Origin of the sequence: Paraburkholderia sp. BL6665CI2N2 (assembly GCF_004366535.1) — a bacterium.
Taxonomy (GTDB): Bacteria; Pseudomonadota; Gammaproteobacteria; order Burkholderiales; family Burkholderiaceae; genus Paraburkholderia.
Map to the genome: position 1 here is coordinate 5454616 of NZ_SORC01000001.1, position 21816 is coordinate 5476431.

Below are 21816 nucleotides of genomic sequence, written 5' to 3' on the forward strand. Positions count from 1 at the left end.
ACAGTAGAAGTGCCATTGACCGATACGAGGCGAATCGGAGTTGAGCTTGAACGCACTGCCGCCGCAAACTGTGCACTCCTCTCCGTACAGTCTCGTCTCACCGGTCCGGCTATTCCATTCCCACCGTCCGGGTGTAACTGGCATCCACTCGCCAGACCAGTGTACGAAGATGACATCCACTTGGCGCCATTGGCAGGGCCCCTTGGCATCTAGCGCCGTACATTTGGTACTGAGCAGATTTTTCTGATTTCGCGCGAGGTCACTTGCCGATTCGAAGCGTTTGAAGAGACGACATTTATTGCACACAAAAGTCAGAGGCGCAGGCGCATACCCCATGCGCAATGGGCTCACGAATGCGAGCCGGTCTCCACCCAATGGAACCACTGAAGCTCCCACGAGGAGTGCTTCATCCACGCACTGACGCGGGTCTATCTGACGGTCTTGCGCGCCTACCGGGTAGGCACGCCCGAACCAGCTCTGCCAGACCTCTCGCAGTCGTAAGATAATTTGGGCTTTGGTTTCGGCTGTGATGGGCGCATCATCCACTACGGCAGAGAGGTCCGGAATTGATATGCAAGCGCCTAACCCTCCTTCGAATGTAAAGAAGGCACCGGGTGCATAGGCAGAGCCAAGTTGGCTCCGCGAACGTGCCATCGTCGGCGCGCTCATTGTCTTGTCATCCTCATCGTCTGCGAGAAAAGTGCCGCGTGTTGCCATGTCAGTCTCCTGTACGCGCGTTGTCTGTGCCATCGTTATTAGCCACACCATGGCGCACGAGGTCCATCACCAGTTGCACCTCGCTGGGAGACTGTCTCTTACCTATGGCATCGCGGAAAGATGCCTGGATAACCCCACCCAGGTCAACGTCACGAAGCGATGTCATTGGCTTGAGCATCGGGTCCGTCTGCCCCTTGAAGTAACCATCCATCGTGCCGCTTCCCCATAACGCGCTGCTCCACGTATCGACGATGAGATTTCGAGTTCGCTCGTCGATACGGCGCCGATAGTGCTCTTCACCTTCCGGAGAGAACTCATCACGCAGCCCAACTGCCAACTCGATAAATTTATCGATTTCGTTAATAAATGCATCCCCTCGAGATTTGAACTCGCGACGCACATTTGGAATGAAACGAAAGTCTGGCGTCTTATTTTTCTCGTCCTCGGGGAGCCGAATGAGTTCACGGCTTGGAACGACACCCAGTAGATACGCCTGGAAAAGGCTCGGAAAAACTCGCTCAATGGCACGCTCAGCCCAGCGGTCGATAGCCGCCGGCTGAACCATACGTTCCAAGAAGCGGTGGAAGATGTCGAAAACATGGACAATATGCCGGTCGCGTCGGCGCTGAGGCGTCGGTACCAGCACGACAAAGCCGATGTGAGTGCGTCCGACCCGCGATGAAGCCTGAATGTACTCGGCAATGTCTGAGGGCATTCCTGCAAAGAACATCGAATTGAACTCGTCGACGTCCACACCGTGTGAAATGGCTGAAGTTGCGATAACCGAACGCAGTTGTTCACGAACGGGAGGCAGCGGCATGCCTGGGTTCACGCGGCGCTGAGCTGTATCTACCACCGCCTGAATTTCGCCTTGCTCCACGGAACCGGTGATGAGGCGCGTATCCAGCCCCCCAAGGTCGATACCTTCATTCAGGTGACGCTTTCGCGTCTCCTCGGCCTCTGCAGCCATTATTTGGTCACCGCCCTTCTTGTTGGTGACGTAAGTAAGCGCGATGCGGTGGAGGTCGACCAGTGTCGCCAATTCCGACGCACCAGCTGCAAGCACGACCTGCCTGTGTAAGTTCCGCAGAGGTCCCGGGGAGACATGGTCGGCCAGTTGCAGTCGGGCCGTCTGAAGGTCTTGCGAAACACCACTAGTCAACCCGTCGTACAACCGCGTGATGGTCAGATGGAAACCTGACAAGACCGCAACGCTGGTAGAGGTATGGGGCTTTCCGTTGGTCATGAAGGCCGCGTACACACGGCCCTGTCTACTTGCTACCTCAATGTCAGGATTCGCCCGTCGAGTTGCTTCCTCGACTGCGGCCACAGCAGGCTTTGCATAGAACGACTCGTACAGTGACGGCCCTGGCTCGGGAAACTGGGTGGCTGGAATTGAGCGTTGGTACAGGTGCTCGAGCTGTCTTTGGGGTTCCGAAACCGTGGCGGATGCTGCAATAACTTTTGCGCGCCGCCGTCGCCCGTTCACGTCGACCGCAATGAGCTCATTCAGCGGCTTTGAAAGGCTCGCGAAGATGGCGTCAAGCGTCGATTCAAAGAGGCCTGCGAACGTGCCCAGTGACTCGTCAAGCAAGTGAGCCTCGTCTTGGATGATGAGGCTTGGAAATGGGTCGTGAAAGATACGTTGACCGGACCTGTACGCAGGATAGACGCCTGTCATGCCCTTGGCCTCAGGCCCGGCCGAGAGCTCCTTGCTTTCAGTCGGGACGTACAGCCGTCCATTAGTCATGTTGACCCAAGGCGCCGCGCCAAACATGCCGAAGATGCGACGAATCGTCCGGCTGGAGTGTCCGATGAGCGCCAGCTTGTCGACTGTACCCAATAGCACGGACGGCGCCAGGTCGTAGATGTCCTCGTCAACGATATAAAACGGCAGCGGCCGCCACTGTCCGCCGTTGGAGTCGCAATGTATGTCGGTGCACACATGGCCGAGCGTCTGGTCTCCGTCTTCGACGAACAACCGGAGCGCAGTTTCATTGTTGCAGTACGGGCACAGGGGCAGCTTCCGCCAAGCCCGCATGGCTGCCGAGTACTTGGCATCGTCTTCCCTAAGGGCTTTCTCGGCTGCCGGAAAGGGCGGGGCCGCCGACACATCCGGGATGCTCTTGATTCCTTTGGTGTTATGTCGGTTGGGCGAACCACCGCTCCCTACCCAGAAGCCGATAGACAAAGGTGCGCCGCCATACCCGTGGCGACGGCGCACCCGTTCACCTTGGGCCAGTACACGAGCACAGCGCTGCGCCTGTTGAATCGTCAACAGTCTCAATGGGTAGCGAATTAACGCCGTCACCCCGCGGTGCTTTCCGCGCAGCCGGTCCAGTATGAGGTTGAAGACTAGGAGGCCAAAGAACGCCTCGGACTTTCCGCCACCTGTCGCGAAGTACAGTAACGTGACGGCGTCGTCTCGCCTCTCGTCGTAGCAGTGTGCGAATTCAGATATCCGCGAAGCCAGCGCAGGGATATTGGCAATGACAAAGGCTAGTTGAAACAGACGCCATTCATTGTCGTCATGGCCAAACCGAATTTTCATGAAATCCGCCATAGTCTCGTTCATGGCAAGCCAAGCCTCGAAAACAATGGCCTTCGGGTCGCCCTGTGCTCCACGCATACGCCAGGCTTCCTTGGATTCCCTCAGGCAATCCAAGCCGGCGGCTACCGAACTCATCTCTGAACGCCACTTCTCGAGGTCCTGATGGAAAGCTTCGACCTCCCGCTCAAGGCCATCAGCGTCTGACGAGTTGAGCCCTTCGGCGAGATTCATTTGCGACGGCAACGCGTTCAGCCACTCCTGCATAGCAGGCACCAACGGCGCAAGTCCGTCAAGACCGTCGGGGCTAGAAAGAGTTCTGACTTGTCGCTGTACCCCATTCCCCCTTGTCGGCACGATTCGAGGCTGGATGTACCTTGGCGCCCAAGTCGTTTCGAGCACCAGTCGCTCGGGCCCGGACCCGACAGCCAAAACTCCGCAGTTGTGGCCCATCGCAGGATACTCTAGGTACTTGTTGTACCTGTAGGACGGGTCGATGCGCTCCAGCCTCAATGGGTGGTGCAGAGCGGTTGGGAACTGTACTTGCAATGAGACAAGAAAGACTGCCTCTTCAGTGTCATCCACGTGCTGCTGGGGCATCTGGCTGACGTTCTCCAGAGCAAGAAATAGGTTGCGCTTGGAAGGGTCAAGCCAGTCGGTATGCACGCTTAAGTCCCAACTGAGGCGAATCTCTGGAAGCGCAATACGAAGCTCCGACTTGCGCACACTTTCCAGAAAGTCCGACCATTTGGTGTACTGGCTAGCTGGGATGGTCAGTAGGCGCCGATAGCCCCAAGCCTTTCCTCCCCATTCTGGGTCTTCGTCTTGGGCCCATTCTTGCAACCGCTTAGCTACTGCATCCTGCATTTTAACCGCATGGTCTTCAATGTTTCGTTCGAGCTCATCTTTAGACTTCAATGTGTCAAGCTCAAGTGTCGGCAACTCGACTTCCAAGCGCATCCACTTGTGTGGAACAGTCAACGGCTCAAAGTGCTCGTCCTTAATCGGTAGCGGAGCCTCTGCATCGACCACCGCCCCTTCACTGACACTCTCGCCAGCTGTATCGGTCTCGACAGACTCTTCTGCTTCAGGCTCGAGTGGCTCCTGCGGCAAGTCTGAAGTCAGCAGATACCGCGGAATGCCATTTTCCGAATACACGTCGTCGACGATTTTTTTTCGAATCTCGGCCCAGTTGGGGTGCTTTCGCTTCGAGGTGTAGTCGCCCTTCACCCTCTCCCACGCGTCATCTAAGCGCCGGTCGCGCTCAGCCTTCAGCTCCTCGACCACGGCTTGGCGCAACATGAAAACGGGTCGACAATTGGGTCGTTTGAGGTCCTGCTCGCGTGGCAGAATTCGGACATAGAGGGAAAGACGCGGTGCAACCATCACTATCGATGGTGAGGTCGCGTTGAGTTGTGTTTGCAGACCGTGCGAGGACACCCATATTGGCGATGTAACCTCGTCATCGCCAGACTGGCTGCGCTGGGGAAGTAGAAATCCGGAGTTCAGCAGTACCCTTGGGCGCGCTCCGAACAAATACCGACCCGTGGGACCTTGCCCGCTTAGTTGAGCGTAAGTCAGGTTCAGGATGCCGTCAACAACTGCCTCCTTCAACGTCGAGGGGATTGCTGCTGGGTCAGCGCGATGAACAGATTGGCTCATTGACGTACCTCCTTAAAAGGTCCAACTTGTTCGACGGTGGCCACACTCTCCCGCGCCCTAGCGAAGAGCATCGCGAGTGTTTTTCGCCTTATGCTCGAGTTGGCCATTGCCGACTCCGGTTGCAACAGCATGTACGCGTAAATGTCTGAGACGTGGCGACCATCAAGCCGTCTTGAATTTCGCACCGCCAGTATCACCCGCTGCCACTGGTACGCGGTCTCAAGAGCGGAGAATCCCAGCACTTGGGCAAATGCCTTGAATGCGGCCTCGCGCAAAGGCGCAGACGGGCGTAGCTTTTCGAAAGGGGTATTTGAAGACGCACCGAGGTCAATCCAATGCCGCATGGCCTGTTCCTTGGGAAGTTCCGTCACAAGTCCCGGGGCGACTGCGAGCATCTGCTCACGGACCGCTCGAACCTTGTCCGCTAGTGAGCCAATAGGGAACTGGATAGCGAGGCGCTTTTGAACTTGCTCGTGGTAGTTGCGGAGCGCTGCCTCGAACGTCTTGTCTGACTGGATAGGAACACCCGCGTCGCGTAACTCTTGCTCAACCATCTCGCGCAACTCGCCTGACATGACGAATAGCTTGTTGCCTGCCTCAAGAGATTTGACCTGCCCCACCCTGAACCCAGAGTCGGACGCGTATTGCGAATCGGGGTCATACACGTAGACTTCTGACGAATCGCGCCGGAATAGAGTAGTTCCGTTGGCAAGTTGAATGGCCCAGCAATCAGACGCAGTTTGATGTTCATTTGACGAGATTTCCGACGACAGCTCAACTCGGAATGTTGGCAGAATATAGTCAGCCGTCGACAGAACCGACGAGTCCTCCGGGAGGTCTTTCAACTGCCGCAGAACAGATTCGAGTCGAGGCTTAAATGCCTTAAATTCAGGAAAACTTTCTACGATTGGCTTGAGAGACGCACGCAGGAATTGCCCAGTACGTTGGGTCAGTAGCAGTACGGAATGTGCTGTGACGCGGTCGTCTGTGACTAGTAGCCGCAAGCAGTCTTCATTGAGACCAGCGAAGACCAGAGTCATGCCGTCAAGCTTGTCAAGATGCTCTTCGAGTTGCCGAGCGGCCAACAACTGGACGCGGTCCCGAAAGTCCTCGAAGCGGATGTTGTCCGGATATTGGCTGTACTGTGACAGAAAGAGTTCTGCGAGTCTGCGATACAGTGCACTCGTAAAGACGATTGCAATGCGACGCCTCTTGCCGACTGCCGCCGTTGCGGCGAGACTTGCTAGTTTGTGGGCAAACGGAGTAGCCTCGTAGTAGTTCTCAAAGAGCTTTGACGCACGCGTCAAACATTCTTCTAGTGCAGGTCTGTTCTCTCCAACACCAACATCTTTTTCGAATGCTCGGACAGCCCCCATGCGCGCCGGCCAGTCGAATGCAGTGCGAGTTCTGTCGGACACATCCGGACCCGACAGGTGCTGGGACATATGCCTGACCCCGCAGGGAAGTGCTGCAATACGTGACAAATAAGCGGAGGCCTCTACTAACGGCACTGCGGCTGTCTTGCCACCAGGCACCGTGTCTGCGATTCGTACGAGCTTGTTGGTAACTTTCGCCATGTCGGCATCCACCAAATGAACGTCAAACTCGCGAGGAGCCGGATGATTTGCCTCCCGCACACCCGCAGGGTGGAGGCCTACTCCGTCAACTACACTCGGAAATCCGGAAATCTTGTATTCGTGCGGACTCCGCCAGCGGGCACCGGGTTCTCGCTTGTGGTTTCTCTCCCATAGCTCGTTCTTTAGCCGGTAAGCGGTATGCGGTTCATCAGTTACAACGACGACCCCCGGCGGTTTCTCGTGAAATGTTTCTTCCAACATCAAGCAGAACCGACTGAGGCGAGCTTTCCATCCTAGAGCTTCTGAGCGAACCACTCGTGTCGCCGCGACAAGCACGACCTCAGGTGGAGATACCTTCGCGAGAGCACGACACGCTTTACGCAACTCATCTTCTGACATCCGTCCGTCGAGAGCGAAAATCGCGTCCGGAGCAGTCTTGGGCGCCCCAATCACTGCGCAGTTGAGTTGTTGTAGCGCCTTGGCGTGTGCTCGCCTCAACAGTTTCGCGCGTATTTGCGCGAGGAGATGGTCATCGCACGGGCGCCAAGCCGCGAACTCTGGAGTAGCCAAGAAGTGTGGGAGCAGTTCTCCCAGACTTGGATTGAACGGCTCTCCCTCCACATTCGGCAGACTGCGGTCCGATAACGAGTAGAGAAACGCATCCTTATCGGGTAGCCCCCTCGTCACGCGAGCGTTTGGACTTACTTCGACGAATTCGTTAGCGAGGCGAAGAATTGTAGTCCGGGCAACGTGAATGTGATTCAATGGATGAAACACATTCGTCTTCGCCGGGAAAAATAGGCCACGGACGCCCTGCTTGTCTCCTTCGTGCCAGCGCGCAATAGTTGCAACTGCATGCACCAGTGTTAACGTTTTTAGCGACGCTGGCCAGACCATTGCAATGTGGCGCGAGCGGTGCTTGGCAGCATGCAAGTACAGGTCCGCCAAGCCCAAAAGTGCACTTGATGGCTCACTCGGCATGGTCTCGCCGTCTTGAAACAGCGCGACAAGCGAGTCCCTAACCTGAGGAACGAGTTCGGGCGGCGAACGTGGCTCGGTTGCGGCCAGCGCTGGCTTCGTAGCCTCGACAATTGCAACCGGCCTTACTGCGCGCTTGATGGGCTTGCTCTTTGCCAGCCTAGTCGCAGCCTCTCTACGCTTCTGTTCCGCGTCCTTCAAGACCATGAACTGCTTTCTCGATGTCATGTTTTATCTTCAGGGGCAGTCATTTTCCTAAGGGATAAGCGATTCGACGAAGCGGGATTTCAGTTAGTCGTCCAACGTCATGCGAGCCGCTTCCGCGAGGTCGTAACCTTGGGCAAGGAATGCCTTTAAACGCTCAGGTTTGGGAAGACGCAGTTGGCTAAGTTCAAACACGGAAACGTTAGTGGCGCCAGATATGCATCGAAAGTAGCGGTCAACAGTGGGCGTACCCAGCAAAATCGCTAGCTGCTCCGGGGTGAGCACCGGCTCGTGCGAGACCTGCTCGAGGATGACCGTATGGTTTTCACCAACGAACCCCCCGTACATTGCCAAGAGGTCTTTTGACACAACTGCAGCCACCAATCGCCTTGGCTGGTCGTTTGACGTTACACGCTGCAACAGTACACTTGGACGTTTTACTACCGAAGGATGGGATTTTGAACCCAGGTTAACAAAGCATGGCTCTTTGTTGGATTTAGGCACGCCGGCAAACCTCAGGGTGCGATTGGCCGCGATATCGCTTGACCAAAGTAGGGGCACAGCCGTTCCCCCCTTTGCCCTGGCCGCACTCTTGGCAGAGGGATAGGTGGGACGCGTATCTCTGTTCCACACGAAACTTCCAATACGAACTGTATATCCATAGTCTGCGAGGCCAGCGCTCAACTTTGCAGCACTCTTGAGCAGAGAAATATCGCCCAGGGAGCGAGGAATCGGCCAAGCCGCTCCCGAGTTCGGCAACGTGCATCGCCCCACATCCACGTAAGTCCCGTCACGAGAGACCACGCTAACCTCGGTCTTCATTGAAGGCGCATGTCCATTGTCCTCACGACGTAGCAGAGTGAGTGCGGTCTCTTGCTCGACGTCGATAAAAACGCCTTGGCGGTCACTTACCATTCCAATGCCGAGGACCTTTGTTCGCGCCAAGAGGAACGTGCGGAGCTTAGAGAAGTTTTGCCCTGACAGAAAGCTCGTAGGCGTCACCAATGCACAGGTGCCGCCTACGGTAAGTAGCCTTACGCACAATGCAATGAAAAGCGCATATAGGTTAGGTTGGGCTTCGATAATATCTTCAAAGGCTTCGAAGCAAGTCTGCACCTCGAATGCCCGCATCTTTCGAAAAGGGGGATTGCATACCACCACGTCCAATTTTCCAAATAGTTGCGATACTTCCAACAGTGAGTCACCTTCTACTACCTGGAACTCTGGCAAGGTGCCGGTGGCCAGAACCTCTTCATACAATGCCATCGCCAAGAACTGCCGCGACAGCTTGCAAAGCGTCCCTTCCTTATCGATTCCAAGCAGATGCGATTGAACATGCTCAAGAATTTCCGGAGGACTAAAAGCCTTTGCACGCAATGCATCGCGCATTCGAATTGCAATGGGGCTCAAAAACGCGGCTCCCCCGCATGCGGGGTCGCAGAAACTCCGAGCGGCAAAGTCGACGCCACTCGACGACAATTCATCAAGCAGACGTTTTGTGAGCGACGGCGGCGTGAAGAACATTGCAAGGTTCTTTCGGCGCTCGTCTCCGGCTAGCTGCGCGTAGGCTGACGCAAGCCAGTATGTCGCCTCAAGAAACTCATCCTCCTTAACGAAATCAACGAAAGCAATGATGGCGGCAGTGCGCATCATTGCCGAGCGAGCAGGTAGCGATGATTTTGGCAGGCCAGGAAAACTTTCCTTGCACCACCGCGCGAGCGCCGCTCCGACCACCGCATCAGGATTCGCCCCGAGTTCATGCATCTCGAGCCGAAGACCGCGAACGAGTCGATTAAAGCGTGTTTTTCGTGGAAGCGGCATTTGTGGACTCGTTAGTTCAATACCAATTGATTCGGCCTACCTAGCTGTCGGTCTTTACGGTTTGCGGCATGCGCCCGGTGAACTGTCAGCAATTCGTCGTCGGACTGAACGCGACGGCCGACGCGGAGGGGTTGCATGAGAGGGCTTGAGCTAGGGGCGAGTGGTGCGGCAGAAGGCGGTTGGTTGCTGCCGGTAGCGGGTTCTTGTTCCTTCTTCTTGCCGAAGATAGCCACAAGCACGCAGCGGAGCACGAAGACGAGGAACACGGTCCACCCGCCCTTCGGGGCAAATATGATGGCCATGACAATGGCCACAACTAGCGTGCCCGCGCCGGAACCCGATTTTCTCGCCTTCCCGCCCATGGTCTCAATCTCTCGCATCTTTTGATTATGCGGGTTGACTCATTCGGTCATTGCCGTCATTTTCGGGAAGTATATTACGACCGAAGGAAAGTGACCTTGGAACGGGGCCGGTTCAGATTACCGCTTTCCTCGCCCTTCCGTGACTAAGCCGACGCCGCGCAGATACCCAAAATCGCTTCCGAATGCGCAAACTACCGTTGCTCCCATGAACGCAAGTCTGCGCGCAGTGGACGACTTCTGAATTGGTGAAGCGAGGGGCGTTCGTCGGGCAGTTCGTTGGATTGGAAAACTGGCCGCAGACTCGCTCATTGGTACTTCTCCACAAATGGCGTTGCTATAGTGGCAACAAAAACACCAACCGCCGCCAACAATGGATTCAACTGCAGGTTTGCGCTCACTCACATCACACAACTAAACACGAACCTGCCCAACTTCATCCTTGCCGACGTGGCAGCGTTATTCGGCCGTCTCGTCGCGCGACCCATCCACCTCGTCCCAGTGACGAAGTATCGTCGGGTCTACCCAGTCCGCTGCACGACGAATCCATTCCGCGTCAATCACTCCGTCATTTGACGACAGCCTTTCGGTTTCGAACTTGTCAGCAAGACTTCTGAGGCGGTTAGCCCGCTCAAGTTTGGTTGCCCACTCTTCAACTTGTTTGAGACGGTCGAGTGCCTTCATCTGCATTTCGGCCCGGCGCCGCCCCTCCGCTGCCTTGGCTTCTGCGATGACTTGGCGCTTGGCGCCAATTTCGACTTTCACGCGCCGGCGTATCGACAGCTCACGAAGTCGGCCGATGAACGCCACGACTTTGGTTTCAACAGACGCGCTCCGACTGTCGCCAGTTTTCGCCAACTCATAGCTGCTATTTGGCTCGGTCACCGCAATATCGAACTCACCCGTTGGATGATATTCGTACTGCTGGGTGTGGAAGTTGAATCCAACTTCTTCGTTCTTCTGTCGTTGTTCGCGCGTCAGAAGCATTGGCTCCCGCCGGCTGCGCTCGCGGACGTTGAACGACAGGTTGAGGTCAAGTATGGAGATGAATACGGGGCTATCACCCTTAGTGCTGGCGGAAAGAGCGTAGCCGGCAGCCAACAGTGATTCGAGCACGAGATTGAGTAGCAGCACCGCACGGAAGCTGTTCGTCTCTGACGCGGCAACACATACGAGCCCGGGTCCGTCGCAGAGCTGCCAGCCCCTTGCGTCGCGGACCTTGCCCTCAAGCCTCTTCGCGACCCGCTTGGCTAGCGGCAAGCAGTCCTCCAGGGATGTCCGCAGAGGTAGGTTTGGTATCGCAGGGCGATGCGGCAAGTCCTCTTCAAGACTTTCCCGATATCGGGCATCGAACTCGTCGTCTAACGGCGCAACGTACCTAGAACGGCGATAGGTCGTTGGTCCCTTCGTCGTGCCAAGCGGCGGCCTCTTCACGGCCCGGCCCGCTGCCAATTTCGCCCAGTAGCCCACCGGTGGAAGCGGCACTTCGAGGTCTAGGCATATTTTCCGAAGCCCAACGTCGGAAATCGCATAGCGCTTCGCGACCTTGGTAACCGGCTCGGTCCACACTTGCTCGTAGAGCTCCTCGCGCCGAAAGTCGGTGTATTCCCAGCCCATCTTCGTACCCCCGCAGAGAAAAGTCGAACCAAAACAATGGCCTGCGCGAGCGATGAAATGCCGCGCAGACGGGACAAACCCGCTACAGCAGCCGACACTTCGGAAGCAGTGTTGTTCCCTGGTGGGCGACGAGCCCATATAAACGGGACGACTACATTCCGCATGGAACTCTCAATCGAAAAATCTAGGGTATTTGCCACAGCACCGGAGACACGCTCTGATGCGATGCAAGCCTCTATCGAACTGCTCTGCCTCATTTTGGGCGATGCAGACAGTGACATCCGCGTCGTGGCGCGCGATTTGGGGCTATCTGACGCAGCTTTCGTCGGCTTCGGCGGGCACGCGACCGGGTTGCTTGCGCGTAAAGCCTACTGGAAACAGTGAGGGAAATTGCCGGCAGCGCGGCGGGCGGGACGGGAGCGTCTACGAATGTATGCGGTGGCGATAGCCAAACGGAGGATTCAGCGGGGGCGTTCGGCGCGGCCGTGCGAGCGGATGTGGAATTGCTGGCAAAAGAGTGGCCGGAGGACTATCCGGCCGGGGCGGTGGAGCGGTTGATTGTGGCATGGTGAAAGAGCGTTGCGGCGATGTGACCGCTCGGCAGTGTTAGCCGACTTTTCTCCGTGCTGGCCGAACTGCAATGCGTGCCCCCGGCAACGCGCTCCTACTGACACCACTGAATGCGGCCGCTTGTGACGAAGAAGTGGCTCCTGCAACCGACCGTGCGGTCGACGGATGGCGCCAAGCTGGGGAACCGCATGTTCTTTTCGACCAAGGTCCAGCAGGGGCGCTCCCCTTGCATCATCGAGAGCTGAATCGTGTCGCCACATCCGCACGGGCAGCTAAGCGCGGCAAGCCAGTACTGTCCATCCTCGCCGACCGCGTACACCGTTTTTTCGGCAATGCGCTCTGGTAACTCGTCTACCGCGACGACTCGATGCCGTCCACACAACGTGTCGTACCGACCGACTCCCGATTCCCAAAGCTTGCGTAAGAAGTTCAGCATCGTTCAAAGGTCCATGATTCCGAGCAACGGCTCGGCGAGGCCAAAACCCACCCGCTTTACGAACGCAGGACACACCTCGCCATCGCCTTCGTTACTACTCGCCAGCGGGTCCGACAGGCTGATACGCCGCTGCGCGAAGTTGGAGTTCGGGTCGACGCGGTACGGCATCAGCCGCGCAAGCATCTCATTCACCGCGTATGCCGCCACGAGCATATTTAGGGAAATCACGGCTGGACGGTCTACGTTTACCCCTCTGACGTAGCCAGCCTTGAGCATCTCCTTGTACCGGTCGGGCTCACGTCTTTTCATGAAGGCCGCGTTGAGGTCAGCCTGCGAATACACACCACGGCTCATCAGGCTCGAACCGCCAGGCTGCACGGTGTGAATGGCCCCACAGACCTGGTCGACGCTACCATTTCCGTCCGCATCGATTCGAACACCAAGGTCGATGAGCGGAATCAGGAAGTGCGTAGCAATCTTGTTAAGGATGTGGCGACCATCAACTGAATCTACGCATCCGAAGAGGATGTCGCATTCGGACAAGGCGAGGATTGCTTCGCGTTCGCCAATGTCTTTTTCCAGCGGGGAGACCGTCGTGCCTAGCTCCATCGCAAGAATGGCTTCGCGCGCTCGGTCGACTTTGCTGCGGCCGGCTGCAGCGTCACAACCGCGAGAGTTCAGGATGCGATTGAGGTTCTTCCGCTCAAGATGGTCGGGGTCGACCGGTACGACTTCACCCACGCAATTTCGTGCAAGTTGTTCAAGAACGATACTGCCGGTGCCAGATGCTCCAACCACGCCGATACGCAACTGACGCAGCGTCCGATACGTGCCTTCGCCGAATGTCTGGATAAGTCGCACTGCGTGCTCCGGTATCTGCTCCCCGTCGCCAGGCCCGTCGCAGGGGCGGATGAATTCGAAGTCATCGCCGGCAATGCGGAAGAGGTCAATAGGATTGCCCAGAACGCCGTTTTGGACATTCCGCCCGAAGAATCGACTGTCCGGCAACATAACCACGCTGGCGCGCGCGTCGCAATTGTCGAGCACATCGTCCACAGCTTTGAAGAAAGCTCGGTCCGAAGCATCATCGTATTTCGAGAACTCCGGGTAGCCGCCGGGATGGCTATGAAACTTGACGACGGTAAGCTTCAACTGCATGGCTCGATTGAGGGCCGGGAGCACCGATTCGACGGACCACGCCACTGCGTCAGGCTCGCGTATGCGGCACGCATCGTACGGGACTTCGATGATTTCATGTACGAGCAGCTGACTTCTGTTCGTACCAACTGCCCGCCCGCACAATGCAATTGCGACCGCCTCCTTACCGTCGCCGGGAAAGAGGTGACGGCGCAGCCGGTCGCGGTGCATACCCGATATAGCCAGCACGGAGAGCAAGTTGTCGGCACTCATTTCAACAGCTCAGCGCGAAGGAAATCGTCAACCAACATCAGATGGGTGCAAACATTGTCGATTCCTTGGCGCCACGGGCTGTTCGACGTCCGGTGCCGCGACCACCCCTGCCAGGTCTTACCTTCGAATTGGTTTGTAATTAGCGCCCGGATTTGTTTCCCGTCCGCGCGCGAAAGCGGCGGGTGAAAGTAGACCATGTCAATCTGCGTGTCGGGATAGCCTGCCGGCAGAATCACGAACATGTCGACCGTCGCTGGCTCGAACCCGGGCGGCGGCTGGAAGCCGCGCACCACGATGCGTTTAGCGTCGGGCTGGTCGACGGCTTCCCACACATATCCTCGGGTGTCGAGATACTCCCGGTCTTCTTCCAGCACCGCGAAGTCCGCGCGCACAGGGCCTTCACCTTCCTGGACCTCTTTAGGAATGGTCGCGAAGCGCTCTACACCGTGCGCGGCAAAGTCCACTGTCTGGCTAGGAGCAACGGGCCGCATCTGCCCGTGGACCTTTTCGGACAATAACCAGCCGCTGCTGGTTTTGCCGGCCAAGCCGAGAATCTGCTCCCCGGTCATATGCTGCACATCGACCACGTAGTGCGCTTTATCGATGCGAATCCGGTACTTGTGAGCGTGCGGCACGGGCTTCTTTTCGCGCACGAACATCTCAATATCAATTATTTCGAGGATTACCTCGCCGCTGCGGCCGACCGCCTCGACGATTACGACTTCTTCAATACGTTGCTCAGTTGCAGGCATTTTTGGAACCCCGTTGTGTCGAAAGGACGAACGCCGACTCGGCGATGTTGACTGGAGGCTAGTCAAGTGCCAGACTCCGTCTTACATGTGAAACATGTTTGGCACGGCTTGTTTCTTTGGTCAAACAGTTTTTGTCTCACACATAAGACAGGAGAAAAATGGAACACGTGAAGATGGACCTTTTGGCCCAGCACATACTTCAGCGCCGAGATGGTCGCGGCATCCGCGAGGCAGCCAAGGAGGTCGGCATCAGCCCGGCCACACTCTCCCGGGTGGAAAACAGAAAGGTTCCGGACCTCGAGACGTTTGGGAAAATATGCGCGTGGTTGGGAGAAGACCCCGCCGCCTTCCTCGGCTTGGTGCCTGCAACCTCGTCAGCGACGCGTGCCTTAGTTCATTTCAAGAAGGAAGTCGCGATAAAACCCGAGAGCGCAATGGCTCTGAGCGAGATGATTGTTTTGGCTCAGGCGGCGCTCCTAAAAGAAGAGGTCTGAACAGACTGTGCAGCGCGGATATAAAGCTTGGTGCGAGCGGTACTCAGCCGAAACTCGCCAGCAACTGGATTTACCAGCAACGGCTCCTCTGAACGGCCGACTTCTGGCGCAACACTTGGGAATCCGCGTGTGGACGCCTCACGACGTGCCCGGTCTTTCAGACGATGTGCGAGAGACATTGCTCCGCAACGACGGGACGCCAAGCTGTTGGTCAGCAGTGACGCTTGTGGTTGGCGAAAAGACGCTTGTGATTCTGAATTCGTCGCATTCCCCAGCGAGACAGGCGAGTGACCTCATGCATGAGTTGGCTCATCGAATTCGAGACCATGCACCAGAAGAGATGAGCATCTCGCCGGAAGGGCTCATGCTTCTTAAAGCGTACGATAAGGAGCAGGAGGAAGAGGCTGACTGGCTGTCCGGAGTGTTGCTGCTGCCGCGAGACGCTCTTGTCGAAATTCGAAGACAAGGCCTCACGGACGAACAAGTGCTTTCTGCTTACGGTGTCAGCAAACGCATGTATACCTATCGAGCCTCAATGACAGGCGTGAATCGGCAGTTCCGGTGAGCGCCCACTTTGAGGGAGACACGACGAACATCGCGCGACCGGCGCAGCCCGCCTCGCGAGCGCCAGTGGTATCGGTATTACCATTTCGAGCGCCTGAGCCGCCGCATTAGGCACCGACTATCGGATTCCGTGCCTTGCGAGCAGTCGGTCGAAAAACTCGGCAACGCGACGCTGTGCTTCCGGCCCGACCTGCGGTTTGTCTGCAAGGTCCACGTCACGGAATTCGTATCCGCCGAAGCGATATACCTCGTAGCCCATCAACCGCAGCCGCCGGTCTTCCATCGCCATCTCGGCGTATAGTTGTGCGTTCGCGAAGTAGCGCTCGGGAGCGCTCTTGTCTTTCACCGCGTAATGATGGCGCCCATCTATCTCAATAACGATGCGGACGCCTTGCTCAAGCATGAGTAGGAAGTCCATACGCTGCCGGGCCAAGAATTTTTCATCGCCTCGCTCACGGCGCGTGTACGGGTCGTAGTGCAGGTAGACCTGCGGAATTAGAGCCGGTAGTCTTTCATCGAGTAGTTTGCTGAAGCGTTTGTAATAGCCGTGAAAAATCGCGTACTCGCCGGGCGAGTTAGCGCCTATTACGGACTCGCGCAGACGCGTGTACAAAATCTTCGAGCCTTCGGTTTCGTCTACACCTTGAATGTCAGCGTACCAGTTGCGGAGGTCGCTCCATAACAGCATCCCCGAACTGGGAAGCGGCTGGTCGTAGACAAGCACCTTGTCCGCATGCTTCGTGATTTCGACGTCATTGTTCAGGGCGTCGCGAAAGACCAGCTCTGGTTTTTCACCGGTCGATGCGAAAATCAGATTTTTCATCGTCCCGAAGACACCCGCCTGAGTGCGAACGACGCTGTAAATCGGATAATGGGACTCGACAGAAGTCTGTTTCAGCGTAAAGGCGTCGCGTTTCAGCGCATCGCTTATGGCGCCGGCCAACTCCGCCTGCTCAGCATCCCGACGGGTCATGGGATGGACCAGCTTTTCGAGCAAGCCGAAAAATCGGACCTGAGTGCACGACAACGCGCCGCATTCAATGAGCATCTCTTCATTGGACCAATCCGGGTTGCGAATGTAGTGCTGCTCTATTTGAGCGCTGAGGCTGGAATTGTCCAACCAAAACGAGCCATCGTCGCGTAACGCCGCGGTGCCAAACACTTCCTCAAGGCTTTCTAGGACCGGCGAGTCGCCGAACAGCGACTCGAACCGATTCAGAACCTCGAGGACATCGCCGCGAACAAGCTTGCTCACGCGATGCTGACTATGCTCCGTCAGCTCGACAAGAGCCTCCATCAGACCTTCATCCGGATATTTGCGAAGTACCTTGCGCGCAAGCTCGACGAGCGCGTCGTCGTCCAAATCGGCGATTCTCGTGCTGACATAGGACCTTTTGCTGCCGTGCGCCTCTGTTTCGTCGCCTGGGCCAACGGACTGCTGAATGCCCAGCTGTATGCACACATGTGGAAGGTTGTACGATTTGACTTCGTGCAGAACAGCTGGAATCAGCGACCTTATCGTCTCGAAGGAAACTGCCGGGAGCTTGATGCTCGAACCGTCCATGAAAGATGCCTCCATGTTTCGCGGTTGCGCATTGCCTCACTCGAGGCCTTCGCAAAAGCATGCCTTGTTTCCGCAACAATAACAGCCAGTACGACGGCGAGGACGTTGCTCCTGGTCTCGATAGTCGGCGCCGAGCGAGCCCGATTCGTTGTCATTTGCGGCAATAACTGATGAGCTCCCCGCTGAGGCTGCGGCAGCTGGCCAAGGCCGATGAATCGTTCGCATAAGGTCGGAGAACGTTGAGCATCCCTGAATCCGGGCCCATCGGACCTCGCGGGCGTTGTACGCCGTGCTTGGAGATAAGGAGCTGTCGTACTACGAGCATAGACTGGCAGCGCGACCGGCAACTCAGAACCTGTTAAAACTCGTCGCTCAAGCACGTACGGCAAAGGACTCTCTGGACGCTTATTTCTTTGCGTTTTTAAATCTAATCTCGTAATCGTCCAGAACCTTTATTACTCGGTCCAAGATAGCCTGGAAGCCACTGAAATCAATCGTCCCAGCGTTCTTCGCTACTACGTCGCGTGCAAATGCGGCCTTCCCGTACTCGGAGGTTTCATCCAATTTACTCTCTCGACTGAACGTTTTCCCGTTAAGCTTTGTTTCTAAGGTTGGTTTGTCGAAAAAATCCTCGATTGCTGTGTGCGATTTGCTCGGACCGAAGGGGGTAGGCACGACATAGAGATTGCTCGTGACGTGGATAAAGTCTGCAAGACCTTGAGGCTTTGGCTTCTTGTTGATGCCAGCAATCACCTGGTATATGCCGTGTGCGCCGCTGTCGTTGTCAATTAACACGATGACCGGGAACTTTGACACGGGTGCCTTGAATACCTCCTTCACGTCTTCGTCGTAACTTTTCAAGAGTTTGCAAATTCCCCCAACTCCGCCGGTCAAGTCCGTCACTTGCCCCGTGCGCGTCTCGGCGTACTTGAAAAATCGAAGCTTGAGCTTTGGTGGGCTGCCTGCCGCCACCAGTTTTGGGTATTTCGCGACGAGACTCTTTATAGCGCATTTGAGGTAGACATTATCCGTTTTCCCCTCACAGACGACGATTGGCTCGGGGGCTGCATAAAACGTATCGAAGTAAAGGAATCGGCGAAATAATTCTACACGCCCAGTCGTACTCTCAGGCTCGCGTCCGTTCTCTTTGCATACCTTTTGATTGAAGAGGTCGACTTGGTCTATGTATGAAAGCATCCCATGCAGCTGTTCATTCCGACCAGCGTGACTTAGTTCAAGAACAACCTTTCCTTGTTCATCCTTCTTCTTGTAGATGAACTGAAACTTCCCTGTCCTGAAAAGGCAATCGACCATGGCGCGTACGGTGTACCGGTATGTCGCTGGAACATTAACTTTTCGATTGACAGTTAAGCCAGTCACCTCCTGCCGCGAATCACGATACTGCAATCGTGTTTTCGATGGATTGAAACTAAAACCACTGTTCGCGACAATGCGCTCGAGGTCCGCGCCGGGTTTCCAGCTGTGGGTGTCACCAGGCGCTGCAATTTCGGCGGGAAAACTTGGCTTGTTTGTGCTGAATGTCAGGTCGTCCGCATAACGGGTGTAGCTTACTCCGTTCTTGGCAGCCAGTCGGACAAGCTGGATGTCGAGCGAGTGAGCTAACAGGTTGGACACAACGGGTGAACAGGGACTCCCTTGTGGAAGTTTGTTATCGAAGCAGGCTATCTGCGCGATGACCGTAGCGACGTCGGCATGAAGCGCAAAGTTTTTGTCTTTCAGAAAAAATCCGCGTACGCGCCCAAAATTTATCGTGCCAAAGAAGTCATGCAAATCAACGTTGAACACAAACCGACGGGTGACATGCACTCGCCCGTTAGTCATAATGTTGTGATGTCGCTTGAATCCATGCGCTATACCGAATCGAGTCCCGTCTTCAGCGTGCCCATGTGCGGAGTTGATTTCGGCGGCGCAGTCCTGCAATAACACCGACAATCGACGTTGAATTAATTTAAGTTCTGGAGTCGGCGCGAGGATTTCACGGATGCCCCCGTGGCGTTTCGGGATTTCAAACCGACTGTACCTGTTAGCTTCGGGGATTTTATAGATTGCGTAGGACAGCATCCCGGCCTTGACGCCGAGTAATTCTGCCAAGTCCTGTCGTGAGGCCGCGGCCTTGAGGTTCGCTAAATTTGGCATTTTCGATGCGGTGAGGAAAGACTCGCGGATACTCCTACGCCTTATTCGCGTGTCGGCGGATACAGAGGGATACCGAGGGGCATATCCCGGGAACATTTGCTTCACATGCCATGAACCATGGCAAAAAATCTATCCGCGAGTCGAGCGGCACTTTAGCATGTCAAGGTCCGCCTGTGCACAGCAGTCACGCAGCTGATTGGCCTTAAGCGTTGAATAATGTGTTCGGTAAGCGAGGACTTTTTTTGAAGGCGGTAGCGGCGCCGTGGCAAAGCCCATGCCTTTTACATAGAATTTTGGCAACTTCGAAATCTCCCGTGCGTGTCCACGCATCGAAGCAACGAACCATTCATTCTTCGATGGATTTGCCATGTGATTGCATGCACAATCTTACAGCGCGCAAGCTCTGGTAGCGGCATTCCTCAGGGATGAGGGCCTTCGTCTATCTCGATTGTTTGGGTGCGTGACTGACGTAGCCTGTAGTTGGTGTCTTGCCATAAACCATGACCGGGGTTCATGGCTTGCCGCGGGGTTCCTCACGCCTATGAGTTTGCGATGTATCAGCTGGTTTAAAAAGAAAAAACCACCTCGGCGTCATCAGAGAAATGATGTCATTGTGAAAAAGCTGCCATGTCTATCAAAGAAAAGGTTGAGATGAAGCCGCGAAAGAAGCGGAGTTCGTCTGTTCCGGGCCAAGCGTACGGCATCCTAGTGCAGGAAGTTCGAGTCCTGTGCCATCTTATGCGTGCGAGGCCTGGTGATGTTGTGGCATTCGAGCATGTCGGCGACGTTTCTACCCAGACTGCAGATGGACAAGTGGTCTCCGAAGAGGATAAGAGTGGGCTCGCTCACAATCCGATTGCGGATAGAGCGGTATCACTCTGGAAAACCTTGGCCAACTGGATTGATGCGCGCCGTGACGGTTCCCTGCCGGCCGCGTCGGTCTACGTGTTGTACGTGGCACAACCCTACGATGGCCCGATTGCGGATGAGTTGCACCGCTGTACCAAGGCCGACGACGCCATTGAACTCGTTGGGAGGCTTCGTAAGCACTTCGCTGAGGACCTCCAAACCAAAGAAGTCAAAAAGACGAGCAAGGTCACCGCGAAGAAGGTTGGCAATGCTGTGTCAGGCGACGAACCAGACCTCGAAGACGAGAGTCCTGCAGCGCTCGTTAAGCAGCTTCGTAGAGTGTTCGCCAACGACGACGAAGTTATCGCCTCTATCGTTACGTATTTCTCCATCGAGAAAGGAACTGCTTCCCCAGTGAACGAGGTGCGTGAAGAAATTTCTGTGCATGTTCGCAATGAGCACGTCGACGAAGTGACTGAATCACTTCTCGGTTGGACGAAAACCCAAGTGATGGCGCAGATTGAAGCGCGCCGGGTTGTCGGCATTACCTTCGACGACTTCAGGGAGTATCGCCTCGTCGTCTACGAGCGAGTCATGGGCAAGCTGACGGAGTTTCCCGAGCACACGCTCACACCCCAGCGAAGCGAAATCGAGGAGCACCTCGAGGGTTCGAATTTTGTCCGTCAGCTAAGCGTTCTTGAGCTGGACGATGAAATGATTGAAACCTACATCAAAGACTATATGCGGGCCTCGTCTGCGCGGACGTCGTGGGCGGCCCTAGGGTATCTTAACCCGCGTAGTATCGGGCCGTTCGTTGAAGAGCTCCAAGACCATTGGAAACAGAGCTCACTGGAAGTCAAGACACTCCATACGGATAAAACACCAATCCAGCGAGGCGTGAAGCTTCTCCTTCTCTGCATGATGAAAGAGGCGCGAATTCAGACGGTGCATGTGCCAACCTACTTTTCCCGGGGTAGTTTCCACGAGATTGCGAACGACCTGAAAATTGGGTGGCATCCTGATTGGAAGGCGCTCGTCTCGGTAGCCGCGAAATAGGTCTTATATGCTCAACAAAGAGATGTGGCAGGTCCAAAATCCTGGACTCGGTGCCGCGCTGATATGGCAGTTCGGACGGGCGTTCGCGTCTCATTCGGAGGATGCAGTGCCTCTTCCATATGCGTTCTTCGTAATTCCACTCTTGTACAACAAGTCGACTCTTGAGGTTATTGTTAGGACCAACAAGGGCCTGCGCAAGATTGATGAAAAGCTGAACAATGATGAATCCATCTCGACGACGGCACAAATCAACGTCTTGAGCATGCGTAACCTGTCGAGTGAAAGTCTAGGCATCGCTCTGCGGGCCGGCCTGCTCGCCGTCCAAACGGAAGACGCTACATTCCGTTGCCGTGTAACAAAGCCTCCGATGTTGGACGGGAAGATGCCCAAGGAACTGATGAAGGCAGCTGAGAAATTGGGACGTTGGGCCGCGAGGGTTTCGTTGCGGGAATTCTGCTTCGTTTTTCGTCTGGAGCTTTAG

13 protein-coding genes are annotated in these 21816 nt (G+C 55.9%); 5 read left to right on the forward strand and 8 right to left on the reverse strand.

What is annotated here, in order from left to right; translation table 11 throughout:
• Positions 1-718 precede the first annotated feature (718 nt).
• The 4 genes from B0G81_RS24540 to B0G81_RS24555 all read right to left on the reverse strand — a co-directional run bounded on the left by B0G81_RS24540 (position 719) and on the right by B0G81_RS24555 (position 11483).
• Positions 719-4927 (reverse strand): DEAD/DEAH box helicase family protein, encoded by a 4209-nt coding sequence (locus tag B0G81_RS24540; RefSeq protein WP_134138577.1) that lies wholly within the window; start codon positions 4925-4927, stop codon positions 719-721.
• Positions 4924-7710 (reverse strand): hypothetical protein, encoded by a 2787-nt coding sequence (locus B0G81_RS24545; RefSeq protein WP_134138578.1) that lies wholly within the window; start codon positions 7708-7710, stop codon positions 4924-4926. The genes B0G81_RS24540 and B0G81_RS24545 overlap by 4 nt, the downstream gene beginning before the upstream one ends.
• Before the next feature lie 63 nt (positions 7711-7773).
• A complete protein-coding gene (locus B0G81_RS24550) occupies positions 7774-9507 on the reverse strand; it encodes an N-6 DNA methylase (RefSeq protein WP_134138579.1) in 1734 nt (577 codons plus the stop codon).
• A gap of 818 nt (positions 9508-10325) precedes the next feature.
• Positions 10326-11483, reverse strand: a complete 1158-nt coding sequence (locus B0G81_RS24555) for a hypothetical protein (protein WP_134138580.1) — start codon at positions 11481-11483, stop codon at positions 10326-10328.
• A 162-nt stretch (positions 11484-11645) separates the two neighbouring features.
• Between B0G81_RS24555 and B0G81_RS24560 the strand changes: the two genes are divergently transcribed.
• A complete protein-coding gene (locus B0G81_RS24560; protein ID WP_134138581.1) occupies positions 11646-11867 on the forward strand; it encodes a hypothetical protein in 222 nt (73 codons plus the stop codon).
• A gap of 625 nt (positions 11868-12492) precedes the next feature.
• Here the strand turns inward: B0G81_RS24560 and B0G81_RS24570 are convergent.
• Both B0G81_RS24570 and B0G81_RS24575 read right to left on the reverse strand, forming a co-directional pair.
• A complete protein-coding gene (locus tag B0G81_RS24570; RefSeq protein ID WP_134138583.1) occupies positions 12493-13899 on the reverse strand; it encodes a ThiF family adenylyltransferase in 1407 nt (468 codons plus the stop codon).
• Positions 13896-14651, reverse strand: a complete 756-nt coding sequence (locus B0G81_RS24575; protein ID WP_134138584.1) for a multiubiquitin domain-containing protein — start codon at positions 14649-14651, stop codon at positions 13896-13898. The genes B0G81_RS24570 and B0G81_RS24575 overlap by 4 nt, the downstream gene beginning before the upstream one ends.
• 158 nt (positions 14652-14809) lie before the next feature.
• Between B0G81_RS24575 and B0G81_RS24580 the strand changes: the two genes are divergently transcribed.
• Complete coding sequence (locus tag B0G81_RS24580) at positions 14810-15145, forward strand: helix-turn-helix transcriptional regulator (RefSeq protein WP_134138585.1); 336 nt, start codon at positions 14810-14812, stop codon at positions 15143-15145.
• Positions 15146-15392: 247 nt separating this feature from the next.
• Positions 15393-15710, forward strand: a complete 318-nt coding sequence (locus B0G81_RS24585; RefSeq protein ID WP_243856791.1) for an ImmA/IrrE family metallo-endopeptidase — start codon at positions 15393-15395, stop codon at positions 15708-15710.
• Positions 15711-15827: 117 nt separating this feature from the next.
• On the opposite strand, the gene B0G81_RS24590 is transcribed toward B0G81_RS24585, so the two are convergent.
• Together B0G81_RS24590 and B0G81_RS24595 are read right to left on the reverse strand one after the other, a co-directional pair.
• Positions 15828-17273 (reverse strand): hypothetical protein, encoded by a 1446-nt coding sequence (locus B0G81_RS24590; RefSeq protein WP_134138586.1) that lies wholly within the window; start codon positions 17271-17273, stop codon positions 15828-15830.
• A gap of 405 nt (positions 17274-17678) precedes the next feature.
• Positions 17679-19526, reverse strand: coding sequence for a retron Ec67 family RNA-directed DNA polymerase/endonuclease (locus tag B0G81_RS24595; protein WP_347877472.1), 1848 nt, complete (start codon positions 19524-19526; stop codon positions 17679-17681).
• Between the two features lie 531 nt (positions 19527-20057).
• Here B0G81_RS24595 and B0G81_RS24600 point away from each other — a divergent pair.
• A complete protein-coding gene (locus B0G81_RS24600; protein ID WP_134138588.1) occupies positions 20058-21335 on the forward strand; it encodes an ABC-three component system protein in 1278 nt (425 codons plus the stop codon).
• A 7-nt stretch (positions 21336-21342) separates the two neighbouring features.
• Positions 21343-21816 carry a three component ABC system middle component gene (locus B0G81_RS24605; protein ID WP_134138589.1) on the forward strand — a complete coding sequence of 158 codons (474 nt, stop codon included), beginning with the start codon at positions 21343-21345 and terminating at the stop codon, positions 21814-21816.

Excerpts from the sequence above, each read along its gene's own strand:
- B0G81_RS24545 (WP_134138578.1), bottom strand. The coding sequence starts at position 7,710 with ATGACATCGAGAAAGCAGTTCATGGTCTTGAAGGACGCGGAACAGAAG.
- B0G81_RS24590 (WP_134138586.1), bottom strand. The coding sequence starts at position 17,273 with ATGGACGGTTCGAGCATCAAGCTCCCGGCAGTTTCCTTCGAGACGATA.
- B0G81_RS24570 (WP_134138583.1), bottom strand. The coding sequence starts at position 13,899 with ATGAGTGCCGACAACTTGCTCTCCGTGCTGGCTATATCGGGTATGCAC.
- B0G81_RS24540 (WP_134138577.1), bottom strand. The coding sequence starts at position 4,927 with ATGAGCCAATCTGTTCATCGCGCTGACCCAGCAGCAATCCCCTCGACG.
- B0G81_RS24595 (WP_347877472.1), bottom strand. The coding sequence starts at position 19,526 with ATGTTCCCGGGATATGCCCCTCGGTATCCCTCTGTATCCGCCGACACG.
- B0G81_RS24550 (WP_134138579.1), bottom strand. The coding sequence starts at position 9,507 with ATGCCGCTTCCACGAAAAACACGCTTTAATCGACTCGTTCGCGGTCTT.
- B0G81_RS24580 (WP_134138585.1), top strand. The coding sequence starts at position 14,810 with ATGGAACACGTGAAGATGGACCTTTTGGCCCAGCACATACTTCAGCGC.
- B0G81_RS24605 (WP_134138589.1), top strand. The coding sequence starts at position 21,343 with ATGCTCAACAAAGAGATGTGGCAGGTCCAAAATCCTGGACTCGGTGCC.
- B0G81_RS24600 (WP_134138588.1), top strand. The coding sequence starts at position 20,058 with ATGTCTATCAAAGAAAAGGTTGAGATGAAGCCGCGAAAGAAGCGGAGT.
- B0G81_RS24560 (WP_134138581.1), top strand. The coding sequence starts at position 11,646 with ATGGAACTCTCAATCGAAAAATCTAGGGTATTTGCCACAGCACCGGAG.
- B0G81_RS24575 (WP_134138584.1), bottom strand. The coding sequence starts at position 14,651 with ATGCCTGCAACTGAGCAACGTATTGAAGAAGTCGTAATCGTCGAGGCG.
- B0G81_RS24555 (WP_134138580.1), bottom strand. The coding sequence starts at position 11,483 with ATGGGCTGGGAATACACCGACTTTCGGCGCGAGGAGCTCTACGAGCAA.